Annotated in this window: 18 protein-coding genes and 1 pseudogene; 17 read left to right on the forward strand and 2 right to left on the reverse strand. The window is 66.9% G+C overall.

Features of this window, described 5'->3' with window-relative positions:
- A partial coding sequence (locus A5659_RS14100; RefSeq protein ID WP_067178911.1) for a nuclear transport factor 2 family protein occupies nt 1-376 on the reverse strand: 376 nt, incomplete at its 3' end.
- Here A5659_RS14100 and A5659_RS28540 point away from each other — a divergent pair.
- The 17 genes and pseudogenes from A5659_RS28540 to nuoN all read left to right on the forward strand — a co-directional run.
- Nucleotides 371-493: pseudogene (locus tag A5659_RS28540) on the forward strand (DUF4440 domain-containing protein); the annotation flags it as partial. The gene A5659_RS14100 and the pseudogene A5659_RS28540 overlap by 6 nt on opposite strands.
- Nucleotides 494-540: 47 nt before the next feature.
- Nucleotides 541-1,077 carry a YceI family protein gene (locus tag A5659_RS14110; protein ID WP_066871177.1) on the forward strand — a complete coding sequence of 179 codons (537 nt, stop codon included), beginning with the start codon at nt 541-543 and terminating at the stop codon, nt 1,075-1,077.
- A gap of 56 nt (nt 1,078-1,133) precedes the next feature.
- Nucleotides 1,134-1,547, forward strand: coding sequence for a response regulator (locus tag A5659_RS14115; protein ID WP_066870833.1), 414 nt, complete (start codon nt 1,134-1,136; stop codon nt 1,545-1,547).
- 375 nt (nt 1,548-1,922) lie between these two features.
- Nucleotides 1,923-2,300, forward strand: a complete 378-nt coding sequence (locus A5659_RS14120; protein ID WP_007772880.1) for an NADH-quinone oxidoreductase subunit A — start codon at nt 1,923-1,925, stop codon at nt 2,298-2,300.
- An 8-nt stretch (nt 2,301-2,308) separates the two neighbouring features.
- On the forward strand, nt 2,309-2,863 hold the full coding sequence (locus tag A5659_RS14125; RefSeq protein WP_007772881.1) for an NADH-quinone oxidoreductase subunit B family protein: 555 nt from the start codon (nt 2,309-2,311) through the stop codon (nt 2,861-2,863).
- Entirely contained in the window at nt 2,860-3,567 is a 708-nt protein-coding gene (locus A5659_RS14130; RefSeq protein ID WP_067181898.1) for an NADH-quinone oxidoreductase subunit C, read from the forward strand. The genes A5659_RS14125 and A5659_RS14130 overlap by 4 nt, the downstream gene beginning before the upstream one ends.
- Nucleotides 3,567-4,892, forward strand: a complete 1,326-nt coding sequence (gene nuoD / locus A5659_RS14135) for an NADH dehydrogenase (quinone) subunit D (protein WP_066870839.1) — start codon at nt 3,567-3,569, stop codon at nt 4,890-4,892. Before A5659_RS14130 ends, nuoD begins: the two co-directional genes overlap by 1 nt.
- On the forward strand, nt 4,889-5,647 hold the full coding sequence (gene nuoE / locus A5659_RS14140) for an NADH-quinone oxidoreductase subunit NuoE (RefSeq protein ID WP_067181901.1): 759 nt from the start codon (nt 4,889-4,891) through the stop codon (nt 5,645-5,647). The genes nuoD and nuoE overlap by 4 nt, the downstream gene beginning before the upstream one ends.
- Nucleotides 5,644-6,984, forward strand: coding sequence for an NADH-quinone oxidoreductase subunit NuoF (gene nuoF / locus A5659_RS14145; protein WP_066877908.1), 1,341 nt, complete (start codon nt 5,644-5,646; stop codon nt 6,982-6,984). The genes nuoE and nuoF overlap by 4 nt, the downstream gene beginning before the upstream one ends.
- A 167-nt stretch (nt 6,985-7,151) precedes the next feature.
- Nucleotides 7,152-9,566, forward strand: a complete 2,415-nt coding sequence (locus A5659_RS14150; protein ID WP_067181904.1) for an NADH-quinone oxidoreductase subunit G — start codon at nt 7,152-7,154, stop codon at nt 9,564-9,566.
- Nucleotides 9,567-9,571: 5 nt separating this feature from the next.
- On the forward strand, nt 9,572-10,843 hold the full coding sequence (gene nuoH, locus A5659_RS14155; protein ID WP_067181963.1) for an NADH-quinone oxidoreductase subunit NuoH: 1,272 nt from the start codon (nt 9,572-9,574) through the stop codon (nt 10,841-10,843).
- The gene (gene nuoI, locus A5659_RS14160) at nt 10,836-11,381 is read left to right on the forward strand and encodes an NADH-quinone oxidoreductase subunit NuoI (RefSeq protein WP_066870854.1); all 546 of its coding nucleotides are present in this window, start codon (nt 10,836-10,838) and stop codon (nt 11,379-11,381) included. Before nuoH ends, nuoI begins: the two co-directional genes overlap by 8 nt.
- Nucleotides 11,382-11,407: 26 nt before the next feature.
- The gene (locus tag A5659_RS14165; RefSeq protein ID WP_197498013.1) at nt 11,408-12,196 is read left to right on the forward strand and encodes an NADH-quinone oxidoreductase subunit J; all 789 of its coding nucleotides are present in this window, start codon (nt 11,408-11,410) and stop codon (nt 12,194-12,196) included.
- A complete protein-coding gene (gene nuoK, locus A5659_RS14170) occupies nt 12,193-12,492 on the forward strand; it encodes an NADH-quinone oxidoreductase subunit NuoK (protein WP_007772892.1) in 300 nt (99 codons plus the stop codon). Before A5659_RS14165 ends, nuoK begins: the two co-directional genes overlap by 4 nt.
- Nucleotides 12,493-12,502: 10 nt before the next feature.
- A complete protein-coding gene (nuoL, locus tag A5659_RS14175) occupies nt 12,503-14,389 on the forward strand; it encodes an NADH-quinone oxidoreductase subunit L (RefSeq protein WP_067181910.1) in 1,887 nt (628 codons plus the stop codon).
- Nucleotides 14,390-14,461: 72 nt separating this feature from the next.
- On the forward strand, nt 14,462-16,048 hold the full coding sequence (locus A5659_RS14180) for an NADH-quinone oxidoreductase subunit M (protein WP_197498012.1): 1,587 nt from the start codon (nt 14,462-14,464) through the stop codon (nt 16,046-16,048).
- Nucleotides 16,045-17,634: an NADH-quinone oxidoreductase subunit NuoN gene (gene nuoN, locus A5659_RS14185; protein ID WP_067181913.1), complete on the forward strand. Its 1,590-nt coding sequence runs from the start codon at nt 16,045-16,047 to the stop codon at nt 17,632-17,634. Before A5659_RS14180 ends, nuoN begins: the two co-directional genes overlap by 4 nt.
- 10 nt (nt 17,635-17,644) lie before the next feature.
- Here nuoN and A5659_RS14190 read toward each other — a convergent pair whose 3' ends face one another.
- Nucleotides 17,645-18,037 (reverse strand): hypothetical protein, encoded by a 393-nt coding sequence (locus A5659_RS14190; RefSeq protein WP_231997832.1) that lies wholly within the window; start codon nt 18,035-18,037, stop codon nt 17,645-17,647.

Here is an 18,037-nt window from a genome sequence, read left to right on the forward strand (position 1 = left end):
TGCGCTCGATCAGGCCGTCGGTGCCCACCCTGATCACGATGCAGACCCGCAGCGAGATCGACTGTCCGGCATGCCCGGTGGCGTGCAAGATGTGCTGCTGGACGAAGCCCCGCGCGGATCCCTGCGAAGAATCCGCGAAGACCTGCCGGTCGAGGATTTCGTAGCGACGCTGCGTGGTGGCGCCGATGAACCACTCGATGACCCGCATCGCGCGGGCCTTGTCGTCCGCTGTGAGTGGGCCGCGGCGCGAGCCGACGCGCCATACCGCGATGTCGTCGCTCCACATCGCGTCGACCGCGTCGACGTCGCCGCGTTCGATCGCCGTGAACAGGCGGTTGGCCGCATCGATGACCGTCTCGGCGCTGGAAGCGGGCATGCCGGACAGTCGATCTCGCTGCGGGTCTGCATCGTGATCAGGGTGGGCACCGACGGCCTGATCGAGCGCATCGACGAATATTTCGATCCCGCAGGGATCGCGCCGTTGCTGAACTAGCGCTAGATTCGCCACGACACTTGCGGGTGACGACACTTGGGGTGACGATGACGACTTTGGAGACACTGCTTCACGATCCCGACATGGCCGGCGCGTGGAACCTGGTGCGGGATCGCTCGGCCATCACGTTCAAGATCCGCAACATGTGGGGCCTGCTGAACGTCAAGGGCCGCTTCACCGACTTCACCGGCGACGGCCAACTGAGCGGCAACGGAGCGGTTTTCGGCCGCGTCGACATCCGGACCGCCTCACTGGACACCGGCATCGGCCGTCGAGACACACACCTGCGCTCGGCCGACTTCTTCGACGTCGACCGCTTCGCTGAGATCAGCGTCGTGGTGACCGCGGTGCACCCGACGAAGGGCAAGGCCGCCGACCTTCGGGCGACCTTCACCATCAAGGGCGTCACCGAGGAGGTGACGCTGCCGGTCACGATCTCCGAGCTGGAGGACGGCTCGATCCGAATCACCGGCGAAACCAAGCTCGATCGCGACCGGTTCGACCTGGGTTGGAACCGCCTCGGCATGATGAGCTCCACGGCAACCGTCGCCGCGGACGCCATCTTCGTGCGGGCATCGCAGTAAAGGATTTCTGCGGGCACTCCCGCCCAACCGGGTGCGACACCAGTAGCATCTGCACCGTGCCCGACTCCACCCCCCAGTCCAGCGTCGCCCTGCGGATCCTCGTCTACAGCAGCAACGTCCAAACCCGCGAACGGGTGATGCGGGCGCTGGGCAAGCAGCTGCACCCCGATCTGCCCGAGCTCAGCTATGTCGAGGTGGCGACCGGGCCGATGGTGGTGGCGACGATGGACAAGGGCGGCATCGACTTGGCCATCCTGGACGGCGAGGCCACTCCGACCGGCGGGATGGGAATCGCAAAGCAGCTCAAAGACGAACTCGAGAACTGCCCGCCCCTGGTCGTGCTGACCGGGCGGCCCGACGACGCGTGGTTGGCCTCCTGGTCGCGCGCCGAGGGCGCGGTGCCCCACCCCATCGACCCGATCGTGCTGGGACGCACGGTGCTCAACCTGCTGCGGGCACCGGTTAGCTGACTCCAGTCCGCGTCGCGGCTTTGCTGCGACCACTGTTTTCGCGCCACCGAATGCGGGCCTGTCCGCCCTGGCGACGCCGTTGATCTTTAGCGCCGCAGCAATCGGCGCAGCAGCGCCTTTGCTGGTGCTCCCCGCCTAGCCGATGTGGCGGATCGCGTCCGGCGACGGGCGTTGGTTTCACCGGCTATCGAGTTTGCGCAGCACAGCGCTGCGTGGCACCGCCAATACTGCAAAATGCCCACCCCGGACAAGCGCACTGCACGCCGCGACGCTATGTTGTAAATCACTGTGGCGGGCTTGCGACCCAGTTCGTCACAGCAGCCCGGTTACCGCCTGGCCGCTGCAGGCGGCTCGTACGACGGATCATGGAGCGAGTTGAACGTCTACATACCCATCCTGGTGCTAGGCGCCATCGCCACCGCCTTTGCCGTGGGCTCGGTGGCGATCGCGAGCCTGGCCGGCCCGTCACGGTTCAACAAGTCGAAGATGTCGGCCTACGAGTGTGGAATCGAACCCACCGAGACATCGGTGAGCGGCCCGCATGCGACGGCCGGGCAGCGCTTTCCGGTGAAGTACTACCTCACCGCGATGCTCTTCATCGTCTTCGACATCGAAATCGTGTTCCTGTATCCCTGGGCTGTCAGCTATGACGCGCTGGGCACTTTCGCTCTGGTCGAAATGGTGATTTTCATGCTGACGGTTTTCGTGGCCTACGCCTACGTGTGGCGCCGCGGCGGCCTGACGTGGGATTGAGGTAAGACGTGGGTCTTGAGGAACAGCTGCCCGGCGGGATCCTGCTGTCCACAGTCGAGAAGGTTGCGGGCTACGTCCGCAAGAACTCACTGTGGCCGGCGACATTCGGGTTGGCCTGCTGCGCCATCGAGATGATGGCAACGGCCGGGCCACGATTCGACATCGCCCGGTTCGGCATGGAGCGCTTCTCGGCCACCCCACGCCAGGCCGATCTGATGATCGTCGCCGGGCGGGTCAGCCAGAAGATGGCCCCCGTCCTGCGGCAGATCTATGACCAGATGGCTGAACCGAAATGGGTGCTGGCCATGGGCGTCTGCGCGTCGTCCGGCGGAATGTTCAACAACTACGCGGTGGTGCAGGGCGTCGACCACGTCGTTCCGGTGGACATCTACCTGCCCGGCTGCCCACCGCGACCGGAGATGCTGCTGTACGCAATCCTGAAGCTGCACGAGAAGATTCAGGAGATGCCGCTGGGCGTCAACCGGGAGACCGCCATCGCCGAGGCCGAGCAGGCGGCGCTGTCGGCGCGGCCCACGATCGAGATGCGCGGACTGCTGCGATGAGCACGCCGGACCAAGATCCCAAGCAAGCGATCAGCGGCGCCGACGAAGAGGTAATCGACGTGCGCCGCGGCATGTTCGGCGCCAAGGGCACGGGCGACACGTCCGGTTACGGACGGCTGGTGCGCGAGGTGGTGCTGCCGGGCAGCACCCCGCGGCCCTACGGCGGTTATTTCGACGAGGTGGTCGACGGCCTGGCCGCGGCGTTGAACCAGGACAACGTCGAATTCACCGACGCCATCGAGAAAGTCGTGGTGTACCGCGACGAACTCACCCTGCACGTCCGCCGCGACGCGCTGGTGCAGGTCGCTCATCGGCTGCGGGACGACCCCCAACTGCGCTTCGAAATGTGCCTGGGCGTCAGCGGGGTGCATTACCCGCACGAGACGGGTCGCGAACTGCACGCGGTGTACCCGCTGCAGTCGATCACGCACAACCGGCGTGTCCGCCTGGAAGTGTCTGCGCCCGATAGTGATCCGCATATCCCCTCGCTGTTCGGGATCTATCCGACCACCGACTGGCACGAGCGGGAGACCTACGACTTCTTCGGCATCATCTTCGACGGACATCCGTCGTTGACCCGCATCGAGATGCCCGACGACTGGCACGGACACCCCCAGCGCAAGGACTACCCCCTCGGCGGGATTCCCGTCGAATACAAAGGCGCACAAATACCCCCGCCCGACGAGCGGAGAGCGTACAACTGATGAGCACTACCACCGAAGCGACGCACGACGGCGCCGGCGAGAAGTTCGTGGTCGCCGGCGGTCAGGACTGGGACAAGGTCGTCGAAGCCGCCCGCGGCGCCGACCCCGGCGAACGCATCATCGTCAACATGGGCCCCCAGCATCCGTCCACCCACGGGGTGCTGCGGCTGATCCTCGAGATCGAGGGCGAGACGGTGACCGACGCCCGTTGCGGCATCGGGTATCTGCACACCGGCATCGAAAAGAACCTCGAATACCGCTACTGGACCCAAGGCGTCACGTTCGTGACCCGGATGGATTACCTCGCACCGTTTTTCAACGAGACGGCCTACTGCCTGGGCGTGGAGAAGCTGCTCGGCATCACCGACCAGATACCGGAGCGGGTCAACGTCATCCGGGTGATGATGATGGAGCTCAACCGGATCTCGTCGCATCTGGTGGCCTTGGCCACCGGCGGCATGGAGCTGGGTGCCATGACCCCGATGTTCGTCGGCTTCCGGGGGCGCGAGATCGTGCTGACCCTGTTCGAATCGATCACCGGCCTGCGGATGAACAGCGCCTACGTCCGGCCCGGTGGTGTGGCACAGGACTTGCCGCCCAACGCGGAGACCGAGATCGTCGAGGGCCTCAAGGGGCTCAAGCAGGTGCTGCGCGAAATGAGCGGTCTGCTCAACGAGAACGCCATCTGGAAGGCCCGCACCCAGGACGTCGGTTATTTGGATCTGACCGGGTGCATCGCGCTGGGCATCACCGGACCCATTCTGCGTGCCACCGGGCTGCCCCACGATCTGCGCAAGAGCGAGCCGTACTGCGGATATGAAAACTACGAATTCGACGTGATCACCGAAGACACGTGTGATGCTTACGGGCGCTACATGATTCGCGTCAACGAGATGTGGGAGTCGATCAAGATCGTCGAGCAGTGTCTGGACAAGCTGAAGCCCGGCCCGACCATGGTCGAGGACCGCAAGATCGCCTGGCCGGCCGACCTGAAGGTGGGCCCCGACGGCATGGGCAACTCGCAGGAGCACATCGCCAAGATCATGGGCGGCTCGATGGAAGCGCTGATCCACCACTTCAAACTGGTCACCGAGGGCATCAGGGTTCCCGCGGGCCAGGTCTACACGGCAGTCGAGTCGCCGCGCGGGGAGCTGGGCGTGCACATGGTCAGTGACGGCGGCACCCGGCCCTATCGGGTGCACTATCGAGACCCCTCCTTCACCAATCTGCAATCGGTGGCGGCGATGTGCGAAGGCGGTATGGTCGCCGATCTGATCACCGCGGTCGCCAGCATCGACCCGGTCATGGGCGGGGTGGATCGGTGACCGGGCCGCAGGGACAGCCGGTCTTCATCCGGCTCGGCCCACCGCCCGACGAGCCCAACGCGTTCGTCGTCGAGGGAGCGCCCAAGACGTATCCACCCGAGGTGCGGGCGCGGCTGGAGGTCGACGCCAAGGAGATCATGGGGCGCTACCCCAACAAGCGCTCGGCGCTGCTGCCGCTGCTGCACCTGGTGCAGGCGGAGGATTCCTACCTGACGCCGGCGGGGCTGGAGTTCTGCGGTGAGCAACTGGGTCTCACGGGGGCGGAAGTGTCCGCGGTGGCCAGCTTTTACACCATGTATCGCCGGGGTCCCACCGGCGATTATCTCGTCGGTGTCTGCACAAACACGTTGTGCGCCATCATGGGTGGCGACGCCATCTTCGACGCCCTGAAAGAACACCTGGGCGTCGGCAACGATGAGACCACCGCCGACGGGTCGGTCACCTTGCAACACATCGAGTGCAACGCCGCCTGCGATTACGCGCCGGTGGTGATGGTCAACTGGGAATTCTTCGACAACCAGACGCCGGACTCGGCGCGCGAACTCGTCGACTCGCTGCGCGCCGGCGAGCCCAAGCAGCCCACTCGCGGAGCGCCGCTGTGCGTCTTCCGCGAAACGTCGCGCATCCTGGCCGGCCTACCCGACGAGCGTCCCGACCAAGGCCAGGGCGGCGCCGGTGCCGCGACCCTAGCCGGCCTGAAGATAGCCAAGGAACTCGGCATGGAGGCGCCCGGCGCGCCGGAAGGCCAGCAATGACAACGACTTCGGACACCTCGCAGGCGACGCCGCTCACTCCGGTCATCAGCCGCTTCTGGGACGATCCCGAGTCCTGGACCCTGCAGACCTATCACCGCCACGGTGGATACGAGGCGATGAAGAAGGCCCTGGCGATGGAGCCCGACGAGGTGATCGGGCTGGTAAAGGACTCCGGGCTGCGCGGGCGCGGCGGCGCGGGCTTCTCGACGGGCACGAAGTGGTCGTTCATCCCGCAGGGCGACACCGGGGCGGCGGCCAAACCGCATTACTTGGTCGTCAACGCCGACGAGTCGGAACCCGGGACGTGCAAAGACATTCCGCTGATGCTGGCGACACCGCACGTCCTCGTCGAGGGTGTCATCATCGCCGCCTACGCGATCCGGGCCAGCCACGCGTTCATCTACGTGCGCGGGGAGGTGCTGCCGGTGCTGCGCCGCCTGCAGAACGCGGTGGCCGAGGCCTACGCCGCGGGCTACCTGGGCCGCGACATCAACGGCTCCGGCTTCGACCTCGAACTGGTGGTGCACGCCGGCGCCGGCGCCTACATCTGCGGTGAGGAAACCGCGCTGCTGGACTCCCTGGAAGGCCGTCGCGGCCAGCCGCGGCTGCGCCCGCCGTTTCCCGCCGTGGCCGGGCTGTACGGCTGCCCCACCGTGATCAACAACGTCGAGACCATCGCCAGCGTGCCGCCGATCATCGGCAACGGCGTGGACTGGTTCCGTTCGATGGGCAGCGAGAAATCCCCGGGCTTCACGCTGTATTCGCTGTCCGGTCACGTCACCCGCCCCGGCCAGTACGAGGCCCCGCTGGGAATCACGTTGCGGGAGTTGCTCGCCTACGCCGGCGGCGTGCGCGCCGGGCACCGGCTGAAGTTCTGGACACCCGGCGGCTCGTCGACCCCACTGCTGACCGACGAGCACCTCGACGTGCCGCTGGACTACGAGGGCGTCGGCGGGGTCGGCTCGATGCTGGGCACCAAGGCGCTCGAGATCTTCGACGAGACCACCTGCGTGGTTCGCGCCGTGCGGCGCTGGACGTACTTCTACAAGCACGAATCCTGCGGAAAATGCACGCCGTGCCGCGAGGGCACGTTCTGGCTGGACCAGATCTACGAGCGGCTGGAAACCGGCAAGGGCACCAGCGACGACATTGGCAAGCTGCTCGACATCTCCGACACCATTCTCGGAAAGTCGTTCTGCGCCTTGGGTGATGGTGCCGCCAGCCCGGTGATGTCGTCGATCAAGTTCTTCCGTGACGAGTACGTCGCGCACGTCGAGGGCGGCGGATGCCCCTTCGACCCCCGAGACTCCATGCTGACGCCGAACGGAAAGGCTTGAGGCCCGGATGATCCGCGACGGCGACGATGCAGAGCGAAGCGATGAAGAGGAGCGGCGCTCATGACCCGCGATGGCGACGATGCAGAGCGAAGCGATGAAGAGGAGCGGCGCTCATGACCCGCGACGGCGACAGATGCAGAGCGAAGCGATGAAGAGGAGCGGCGCTCATGACTAGTGCGGCCAAGACCGAGACCGGTGACGAGGTCCGTCCGCCGGACATGGTGACGCTGACCATCGACGGCAACGAGATCAGCGTCCCCAAGGGAACTTTGGTGATTCGGGCCGCCGAGTTGATGGGCATCCAGATCCCGCGGTTCTGCGACCACCCGCTGCTGGAACCGGTCGGCGCGTGCCGGCAGTGCCTGGTCGAGGTCGAGGGCCAGCGCAAGCCGATGGCCTCGTGCACCACGGTCGCCACCGACGACATGGTGGTGCGCACCCAGCTGACGTCGGAGGCCGCCGACAAGGCCCAGCACGGCGTGATGGAGCTGCTGCTGATCAACCACCCGCTGGACTGCCCGATGTGCGACAAGGGCGGCGAGTGCCCGCTACAGAACCAGGCAATGTCCAACGGCCGCAGCGATTCTCGCTTCACCGACGTCAAACGCACCTTCGCCAAGCCGATCAACATCTCCTCGCAGGTTCTGCTGGACCGCGAGCGCTGCATCCTGTGCGCGCGCTGCACGCGGTTCTCCGAGCAGATCGCCGGCGACATCTTCATCGACATGCAGGAACGGGGCGCCCTGCAGCAGGTCGGCATCTACGCCAACGAACCGTTCGAGTCCTACTTCTCGGGCAACACCGTGCAAATCTGCCCGGTGGGCGCGCTGACCGGAAGCTCGTATCGGTTCCGGGCCCGGCCCTTCGACTTGGTGTCCAGCCCCAGCGTCTGCGAGCACTGCGCTTCCGGATGCGCCCAGCGCACCGACCACCGCCGCGGCAAGGTGCTGCGCCGGCTGGCCGGTGACGATCCCGAAGTCAACGAGGAGTGGAACTGCGACAAGGGCCGGTGGGCGTTCACCTACGCAACCCAGCCCGACGTGCTCACCACTCCCCTGATCCGCGACGCCGACGGTTCGCTGCAACCGGCCTCGTGGTCGCACGCGATCGCCGTCGCGACGAGGGGCCTCGAGGCCGCGCGTGGCCGCACGGGGGTGCTCGTCGGCGGCAGGGCAACCTTGGAGGACGCCTACGCCTACTCCAAGTTCGCGCGAATCGTGTTGGACACCAACGATATCGACTTCCGCGCCCGCCCAAGTTCGGCCGAGGAGGCCGACTTCCTGGCCGCCCGGATCGCGGGCAAACCGATCACCGTCAGCTACGCCGATCTCGAATCGGCGCCGGTCGTCGTGCTGGCCGGCTTCGAGCCCGAAGACGAGTCACCCATCGTGTTCCTGCGGTTGCGCAAGGCGGCCCGCAAGCACGGGTTGCCGGTCTACGCGATCGCGCCGTTCGCCACCCGCGCACTGACCAAGATGTCCGGGCGGCTGATCAAAACCGTTCCGGGCGCCGAAGCTACGGCGCTGGGCGGGTTGGCCACCGGCGAGGTGGGCGACCTGCTCTCCACCCCGGGCGCGGTCATCATGGTCGGCGAACGGCTTGCCTCGGTGCCGGGCGGGTTGTCGGCCGCGGCCCGGCTCGCCGACACCACCGGCGCCCGCCTGGCCTGGGTGCCGCGGCGCGCCGGGGAGCGGGGCGCGCTGGAGGCCGGTGCGCTGCCCGGGCTGCTGCCCGGAGGCCGCCCGGTCGACGACGAGACCGCCCGGGCGCAGATCGCCCAGGCATGGCACGTGTCCGAATTGCCGTCCGGCAGGGGGCGTGACGCCGACGCGATCCTGACCGCCGCCACCGACGGAACGCTGGGCGCGCTGCTGGTCGGCGGTGTCGAGCCCGACGACTTCGCCGATCCGGCCGCGGTACTGGCGGCGCTGGACGGTGTCGGCTTCGTCGTCAGCCTGGAGCTGCGGCACAGCGCCGTCACCGAACGCGCCGACGTCGTCTTCCCCGTCGCGCCGGTGACGCAGAAGGCCGGCGCATTCGTCAACTGGGAGGGCCGCTTCCGGCCGTTCGAGGCCGCGCTGCGGACGACTCAGGACGCCAGGCAATCCGACCACCAGGTGCTCGACACGCTGGCCGACGAGCTGGGCGTCTACCTCGGGATGTCCAGCGTCGAGACGGCCCGCGAAGAGCTTGCAGCGCTGCGGAATTGGGACGGCAAGCGTGCCGCGAACCCGGACGTCGCCGCCCCGCAACCCGCCCAGCCCGGCGCCGGCGAGGCGGTACTGGCCGGCTGGCGGGCGTTGCTGGACAACGGCCGCATGCAGGACGGCGAGCCGCATCTGGCGGGCACCGCGCGCAAGCCCTTCGCCCGGCTGTCGGCCGATACGGCCGCCGAGATCGGCGCCGCCGACGGCGACGCGGTCACGGTCAGCACGTCGCACGGATCCATCAGCCTGCCGCTGGTGATCACCGACATGCCCGACCGGGTGGTGTGGCTGCCGGTGAACTCGCCCGGCTCGGCGGTGCACCGCCGACTCGGCGTGTCGGTCGGCAGCACAGTCAAGATCGGAGTGGGCTCATGACCGGGTTGACCGCATTCGGGCACGACACCTGGTGGTTGGTGCTCGGCAAGGCATTGGCGATCTTCGTGTTCCTCATGCTGAACGTTCTGGTGGCGATCCTGCTCGAACGCAAGATCCTGGGCTGGATGCAGCTGCGGCCCGGCCCCAACCGGGCGGGCCCGTGGGGGGTACTGCAGAGCCTGGCCGACGGAATCAAGTTGGCGCTCAAGGAAACCATCACCCCGGGTGGCGTCGACAAGTTCGTCTACTTCGCGGCGCCGGTCATCTCCACGATCCCGGCGTTCACCGCCTTCGCGTTCATCCCGTTCGGTCCGGTGGTGTCGGTGTTCGGCCACCGCACGCCGCTGCAGCTGACCGACCTGCCGGTCGCCGTGCTGTTCATCCTCGGCCTGTCGGCGATCGGCGTGTACGGAATCGTCCTGGGCGGTTGGGCTTCCGGGTCCACCTACCCGCTGCTGGGCGGGGTGCGCTCCACCGCCCAGGTGATCTCCTACGAGGTGGCGATGGGGCTGTCGTTCGCGGCGGTCTTCCTCTACGCGGGCTCTATGTCGACGTCGCAGATCGTCGCCGCGCAGGGCCGGGTCTGGTATGTGTTCCTGCTGCTGCCGTCGTTCGTGATCTACCTCATCTCGATGGTCGGTGAAACCAACCGGGCGCCTTTCGATTTGCCCGAGGCCGAGGGCGAGCTGGTCGCGGGATTCCACACCGAATACTCGTCGCTGAAGTTCGCGATGTTCATGCTGGCCGAGTACGTCAACATGATGACGGTCTCGTCGCTGGCCACTGTCCTGTTCTTCGGTGGCTGGCACGCGCCGTGGCCGCTGAACATGTGGGCGGGCGCCAACACCGGATGGTGGCCGGTGCTGTGGTTCACCGCAAAGATGTGGACCTTCCTGTTCGTCTACTTCTGGCTGCGGGCCTCGCTGCCCCGGCTGCGCTACGACCAGTTCATGGGGCTGGGCTGGAAGCTGCTGATCCCGGCCTCGCTGGTCTGGGTGCTGATCGCCGCTGTGATCCGCACGCTGCAGAACCAGGGCTACGCGCACTGGACCCCGATACTGGTGGCCAGCAGCATCGTGTTCGCCACGGCGCTCGTGCTGTTGCTGCGAAAGCCGTTCAGCGCGCCGGGTATTCGCGCGCTGGAGAAACAGCTGCGCCGCGAGGCGAAGAAGCTCCCGGCCGCAGCGATCCCCGCGCCGGAATTCCCGACACCGCCGCTGCCGGCGAAAACCCAGAAGTCTTTGGCGGCTGCGAGCAAGGAGGAAGCACGTGGCTAAGTTTTTGGACGCCGTGGCCGGATTCGGCGTGACGTTCGGATCGATGTTCAAAAAGAATGTCACCGAGGAGTATCCGGAGAAACCGGGCCCCGTCAAGCCGCGCTATCACGGCCGCCACCAGCTCAACCGCTACCCCGACGGGCTGGAGAAGTGCATCGGGTGCGAACTGTGCGCCTGGGCCTGCCCGGCCGACGCGATCTACGTCGAGGGCGCGGACAACACCGAGGAACTCAGGTATTCGCCCGGCGAACGCTATGGCCGGGTCTACCAGATCAACTATCTGCGCTGCATCGGCTGCGGCCTGTGCATCGAGGCCTGCCCGACCCGGGCGCTGACGATGACCAATGACTACGAGATGGCCGACGACAACCGCGCCGACCTGATCTACGAGAAGGACCGGCTGCTGGCGCCGCTGCTGCAGGACATGCTCGCGCCGCCCCACCCGAGGACCGCCGGCGCCACCGACAAGGATTACTACCAGGGCAATGTGACCGCGCACGGGTTGCGAGAGATCGAGCAGGCCGGAGACTCCCGGTGACCGGATTGACCGGCCACGCAGTCGTCGTGGCGTCCAGTTTTGCCCACGACACCATCGTCCGAACCTCCACCGGCGAAGCGGTCGCCTTCTGGGTGCTGGGCGTGCTGGCCGTGCTCGGCGCGATCGGGGTGGTCACCGCCGTCAACGCCGTGTATTCGGCGATGTTCTTGGCGATGACCATGATCATCCTGGCGATCTTCTACATGATCCAGGACGCGCTGTTCTTGGGTGTGGTGCAGGTCGTGGTCTACACCGGCGCGGTGATGATGCTGTTCCTGTTCGTGCTGATGCTCATCGGTGTGGATTCCGCGGAATCGCTCCAGGAGACGCTGAGGGGTCAGCGCGTCGCCGGGGTGGCGGCCGGTATCGGGTTCGGCATCCTGCTCATCGCCGTGATCGGCAACGTGGCCACCGGCGGTTTCGCCGGCCTGACCACCGCCAACGCCAACGGCAACGTGGAAGGGCTGGCGGCGCTGATCTTTTCGCGGTACCTGTGGGCGTTCGAGCTGACCAGCGCGCTGCTGATCACCGCGGCCGTCGGGGCGATGGTGCTGGCGCACCGCGAACGCTTCGAGCGCCGCAAGACCCAGCGCGAGCTCTCCCAGGAACGCTTCCGGCCGGGCGGACACCCCACGCCGATGCCGAACCCCGGCGTCTACGCCCGCCACAACGCGGTGGACGTGGCCGCGTTGTTGCCGGACGGCTCGTACTCGAAGCTTTCGGTGTCGCCGATACTGCAAAGCCGCGGCGCCGACGGCAAGAAGACCCCGGCCACCGAGCCGAGCCCGAGTCTCTCCCAAGGCGGTACGTCGTGAATCCGGCCAATTACCTATATCTTTCGGCGCTGCTGTTCACCATCGGCGCCTCCGGGGTGTTGTTGCGCCGCAACGCCATTGTGATGTTCATGTGCGTGGAGCTGATGCTCAACGCGGTCAACCTCGCGTTCGTCACGTTCGCGCGGATGCACGGCCACCTGGACGGGCAGATGATCGCGTTCTTCACGATGGTGGTCGCAGCCTGCGAAGTGGTCATCGGCCTGGCCATCATCATGACCATCTTCCGTACCCGCAAATCGGCGTCCGTCGACGACGCGAATCTACTCAAAGGCTGAAGACGCCAACATGACTCAATACACCTGGTTGCTGGTGGCGCTGCCATTGGCGGGCGCCGCGATCCTGCTCTTCGGCGGGCGACGCACCGACCGGTGGGGGCATTGGCTGGGCTGCGCCACCGCCCTCGCGGCCTTCGGGGTGGGCCTGAGCCTGCTGAGCGAGCTGCTCGGCCGCGCCGCCGATGACCGCGTCATCCACCAGAAGGTGTTCAGCTGGATCCCCGTCGGGCAGCTCCAGGTGGATCTCGGACTCCAAATCGACCAGCTGTCGGTGTGTTTCGTTCTGTTGATCTCCGGCGTCGGGTCATTGATCCACATCTATTCGGTGGCCTACATGGCCGAAGACATCGACCGCCGCAGGTTTTTCGGCTACCTCAACCTGTTCCTGGCGTCGATGCTGCTGTTGGTCGTCGCAGACAACTACGTGGTGCTCTACGTCGGTTGGGAAGGCGTCGGCCTGGCCTCCTACCTGCTGATCGGGTTCTGGTATCACAAGCCGACGGCGGCCACCGCCGCCAAGAAGGCGTTCGTGATGAACCGGGTCGGCGACGCCGGGCTGGCCCTGGGAATGTTCTTGATGTTCAGCACTTTCGGCACGCTGTCCTACGCCGGGGTCTTCGCCGGCGCACCGGCGGCCAGTCGGGGCGCGCTGACCGCCATGGGATTGCTGTTGCTGCTGGGCGCGTGCGCCAAATCCGCCCAAGTTCCGCTGCAGGCCTGGCTCGGTGACGCCATGGAGGGTCCCACCCCGGTCTCCGCGCTGATCCACGCCGCCACCATGGTGACCGCCGGGGTGTATCTGATCGTGCGGTCCAACCCGCTGTACAACCTGTCGCCCGATGCGCGACTGGCCGTGGTCATCGTGGGCGCGGTCACGCTGCTACTCGGGGCGTTCATCGGGTGCGTCAAGGACGACATCAAGCGGGCGCTGGCGGCGTCGACGATGAGCCAGATCGGCTACATGGTGCTGGCGGCCGGCCTCGGCCCGGCCGGCTACGCCTTCGCGATCATGCACCTGCTCACCCACGGCTTCTTCAAGGCCGGCTTGTTCCTCGGCTCCGGCGCGGTGATCCACGCGATGCACGAAGAACAGGACATGCGCCGCTACGGCGGTCTACGTGCGGCACTGCCCATTACGTTCGTCACCTTCGGCCTGGGCTACCTGGCGATCATCGGCGTGCCGCCCTTCGCGGGCTACTTCTCCAAGGACGCCATCATCGAGGCGGCGCTGGCCTCCGGTGGCACGCAGGGGTATGTGCTGGGCGGCGCCGCGCTACTGGGCGCCGGCGTCACCGCGTTCTACATGACGCGCGTGATGCTGATGACCTTCTTCGGCAAGAAGCGCTGGGGTCCGGGCGCCCACCCCCATGAGGCGCCCGGCCTGATGACGTGGCCGATGATCCTGCTCGCCGTCGGCTCGGTGTTCTCCGGTGGCCTGCTGGCGGTGGGTGGCACCCTGCAGCGCTGGCTCGAGCCGGTCGTCGGAAAGCACGAGGAGGTCACCCACGCATACCCGGTCTGGGTCAGCTCCGCGCTGGCGCTGGGCGTCGTGATCATCGGCATCGCGGTGGCCTATCGGTTGTATGCGAAGGCACCGATCCCGCGGGTGGCTCCGCTTTCGGTCTCGGCCCTGACCACCGCGGTCCGCAACGACTTCTACGGCGATGCCTTCAACGAAGAGGTGTTCATGCGCCCCGGCGCACAACTGACCAAGGCGCTCGTCGACGTGGACAACGCGGGTGTCGACGGCTCGGTCAACGGGCTGGCGGCGCTGGTGAGTTCGACCTCAAATCGGCTGCGGGGGCTGCAAACCGGCTTCGCCCGCAACTACGCATTGTCGATGCTGACGGGCGCCGTGCTGGTGGTCGCGCTGATCCTGGCGGTGCGGCTGTGGTGACCGCGCCGACGACGATGCAGCGGGGGCACCTCCCGCTTGCGGGGGACGAAGCGATGACGAGGAGCGGCGCTGGTGAATAACGTTCCGTGGCTGAGCGTGCTGTGGCTGGTGCCGCTGGCCGGCTCCGTGCTGATCATCCTCATGCCGCCCGGGCTGCGGCAGCTCGCCAAGTGGACGGGTCTGGTCTTCGGCGTCGCGACCCTGGCCGTGGCGATCGTCGTCACCGTCGGGTTCAAATCCGGTGGCGCGCCGTATCAATTCGTCGAGAAGCACCAGTGGATTCCGGCGTTCGGGGCCGGCTACACGCTGGGCGTCGACGGCATTGCGGTGGTGCTGGTGCTGCTGACCGCGGTGCTGATTCCGGTGCTACAGGTGGCCGGCTGGAACGACGGGGGCGAAGGCAACCCACGCGGTGTACACGCGTACGTCGCGCTCACGCTGGCCATCGAATCCATGGTGCTGATCTCGGTCGTCGCGCTTGACGTACTGCTGTTCTACGTCTTCTTCGAGGCCATGCTCATCCCGATGTACTTCCTGATCGGGGGCTTCGGCGGCGGAACCGGCCGCTCGCGCGCGGCCGTGAAGTTCTTGTTGTACAACCTGTTCGGCGGGCTGATCATGCTGGCCGCGGTGATCGGGCTGTATGTCGTGACCTCCCAGCACGGTTCGGGCACCTTCGACTTCCGTGAGATCGTGGCCGGCGTCGCCTCCGGCCGCTACGGCGCGGACTCAGCGGTGTTCAAGGCGTTGTTCTTGGGCTTCATGTTCGCGTTCGCGATCAAGGCCCCGCTCTGGCCGTTCCACCGCTGGCTGCCCGACGCCGCGGTCGAGGCCACCCCCGCGACCGCGGTGCTGATGATGGCGGTGATGGACAAGGTCGGCACTTTCGGCATGCTGCGGTACTGCCTGCAGCTGTTCCCCGGCGCCTCAACGTATTTCCGGCCGCTGATCGTGGTGCTGGCGGTCATCGGGGTGATCTACGGCGCGATCGTCGCCATCGGCCAGACCGACATCATGCGGCTGATCGCCTACACCTCGATCTCGCACTTCGGGTTCATCATCCTGGGCATCTTCGTGATGACAAGCCAGGGGCAGAGCGGGTCGACGCTGTACATGCTCAACCACGGTCTGTCCACGGCGGCGGTGTTCCTCATCGCCGGCTTCCTGATATCGAGACACGGCAGCCGCGCGATCGCCGACTACGGCGGCGTGCAGAAGGTGGCGCCCATCCTGGCGGGCACCTTCCTGGTGTCGGCCATGGCCACCCTGTCACTGCCCGGGTTGGCGCCGTTCATCAGCGAATTCCTGGTCCTGCTGGGAACTTTCAACCGGTACTGGCTGGCCGCCGCGTTCGGGGTCACCGCGCTGGTGTTATCGGCGGTCTACATGTTGTGGCTCTACCAGCGGGTGATGACCGGGCCGGTCGTCAGCGGTAATGAAAAGATCGGCGATCTGCGCGCCCGCGAATTGATCGTCGTCGCGCCGTTGATCGCGCTGCTGCTGGTGCTCGGCATCTATCCCAAGCCGGTGCTCGACATCATCAACCCCGCCGTCGAGAACACCATGACCACCATCGGCCAGCACGACCCCAAGCCGACCGTCCCGGTGGCGACACCCAGACCGGCCGACCTACCCCGGACCGCCGAAGGACCGCGATGACCCTCCCAACCCCGAGCATCCAGTACTTTTTGCTGTGCCCGACGCTCATCGTGTTCGGCGTCGCCGTGGTGGCCGTCCTCGCAGAGGCGTTCCTGCCCAGGCGAATTCGCTACGCGGCGCAGGTAACGCTTGCGCTCGGCGGCGTGATCGCGGCGTTCGTCGCGGTAATCGCCGTGAGCCGCTCGATTCCAAGCTCCGGGCGCGTCGCGGTGTTGGGCGCCATGGCCATTGACCGCCCGACGCTGTATCTGCAGGGCACCGTCCTGCTGGTCGCGGTGCTGGCCATCATCTTCATCGCCGAACGCACCCAGGCCAGGGCCGGCAATAAGGTCTCCGTAGGCGTCGGCAGGGCCGGTTCGGGTGGCCTGGACTCCTTTACCCCGCAGGCGTCGGCGGTGCCCGACAGTGACGCCGAACGGGAGGCCGAGCGGGCCGGAGCCGCCCAGACGGAGCTGTTCCCGCTGGCGCTGTTGTCGGTCGGCGGCATGATGGTTTTCCCCGCCTCCAACGACCTGTTGACCATGTTCGTTGCGCTGGAAGTGCTGTCGTTGCCGTTGTACCTGATGTGCGGCCTGGCCCGTCATCGCCGCCTGCTGTCGCAGGAAGCCGCGATGAAGTACTTTCTGCTGGGCGCGTTTTCGTCGGCATTCTTCCTCTACGGCGTGGCGCTGCTGTACGGCGCGACCGGCACCTTGCTGCTGACCGGAATCCGCGACGCGCTTGCCGCGCAGGGCGATACGTCGATGGCGCTGGTCGGTGTGGCGCTGCTGTCGGTCGGTCTGCTGTTCAAGGTCGGTGCCGTTCCGTTCCATTCGTGGATTCCCGACGTGTACCAGGGCGCGCCCACCCCCATCACCGGGTTCATGGCGGCCGCCACCAAGGTGGCGGCTTTCGGTGCGCTGCTGCGGGTTATCTACGTGGCGCTGCCGCCGCTGCACGATCAGTGGCGCCCGGTGCTGTGGGCCATCTCCATCCTGACCATGGCGGTGGGCACCATCACCGCGGTGAACCAGACCGACGTCAAACGGATGCTGGCCTACTCGTCGGTCGCCCACGTCGGATTCATCCTCACCGGCGTCATCGCCGACAACCACACGGGCCTGTCCGCCACGCTGTTCTACCTGCTGGCCTACAGCTTCAGCACCGTCGGCGCGTTCGCCATCGTCGGCCTGATCCGCGACGCCGACGGGGTCGAGGACGCCACGCTCTCGCACTGGGCGGGGCTCGGGCAGCGCTCCCCCATTGTGGGCGTGATGTTTTCGATGTTCCTGTTGGCCTTCGCCGGCATCCCCCTGACGAGCGGATTCGTCAGCAAGCTCGCCGTGTTCAAGGCCGCCGCCCAGGGCGGTGCCGTGCCCCTGGTGATCGTCGGTGTGGTCGCGAGCGGGGTGGCCGCCTACTTCTACGTGCGGGTGATCGTGTCGATGTTCTTCACGGAGGCGACCGAGGACACGCCGCACGTGGTGGCGCCGGGCATCTTGAGCAAGGCCGCGATCGCGGTGTGCGCCGCGATCACCGTGGTGTTGGGCATCTTCCCGCAGCCGCTGCTGGATCTGGCCGACCAGGCCGCCGAGTTGCTGCACTGACGCAGCGCGGTCAGTTCATGAACGGCCGGACGGCTAGCAGGTAGGTCAGCAACGCCGCCAGCGGGGCGACCAACGGCAGCCACGGCAGCTGCAGCGGAAACGACGTCGCAACCAACCCGGCGACCGTAAACCCCACGGCGCCAAGCGCGGTCGGCCAGCTGTCCAGCACCACGAGCGCGGTGGTGCCGGCCGCATGGCGGCACACCAGGTAGGCGGCGGCGCACAGACCGGACAGCGCGACGAATATCACCGGCGGGCTGGACAGCAGGACGGTAACGGCCGCCAACAGCACGGCAACCGTTGCGGCCCGGCGCAATACGATGCCGACCGCGACCGCGACGAGTGCGGCCACCCATCCGGCGATCGCGGATTCCTGCCAGCCGTCGGCGGCCAGCCCCACCAT

Source organism: Mycobacterium sp. 1165196.3 (assembly GCF_001673415.1).
GTDB lineage: Bacteria > Actinomycetota > Actinomycetes > Mycobacteriales > Mycobacteriaceae > Mycobacterium > Mycobacterium europaeum_A.

Excerpts from the sequence above, each read along its gene's own strand:
- A5659_RS14110 (WP_066871177.1), top strand. The coding sequence starts at position 541 with ATGACGACTTTGGAGACACTGCTTCACGATCCCGACATGGCCGGCGCG.
- A5659_RS14130 (WP_067181898.1), top strand. The coding sequence starts at position 2,860 with ATGAGCACGCCGGACCAAGATCCCAAGCAAGCGATCAGCGGCGCCGAC.
- nuoD (WP_066870839.1), top strand. The coding sequence starts at position 3,567 with ATGAGCACTACCACCGAAGCGACGCACGACGGCGCCGGCGAGAAGTTC.
- nuoF (WP_066877908.1), top strand. The coding sequence starts at position 5,644 with ATGACAACGACTTCGGACACCTCGCAGGCGACGCCGCTCACTCCGGTC.
- A5659_RS14150 (WP_067181904.1), top strand. The coding sequence starts at position 7,152 with ATGACTAGTGCGGCCAAGACCGAGACCGGTGACGAGGTCCGTCCGCCG.
- nuoL (WP_067181910.1), top strand. The coding sequence starts at position 12,503 with ATGACTCAATACACCTGGTTGCTGGTGGCGCTGCCATTGGCGGGCGCC.
- nuoN (WP_067181913.1), top strand. The coding sequence starts at position 16,045 with ATGACCCTCCCAACCCCGAGCATCCAGTACTTTTTGCTGTGCCCGACG.
- A5659_RS14190 (WP_231997832.1), bottom strand. The coding sequence starts at position 18,037 with ATGGTGGGGCTGGCCGCCGACGGCTGGCAGGAATCCGCGATCGCCGGA.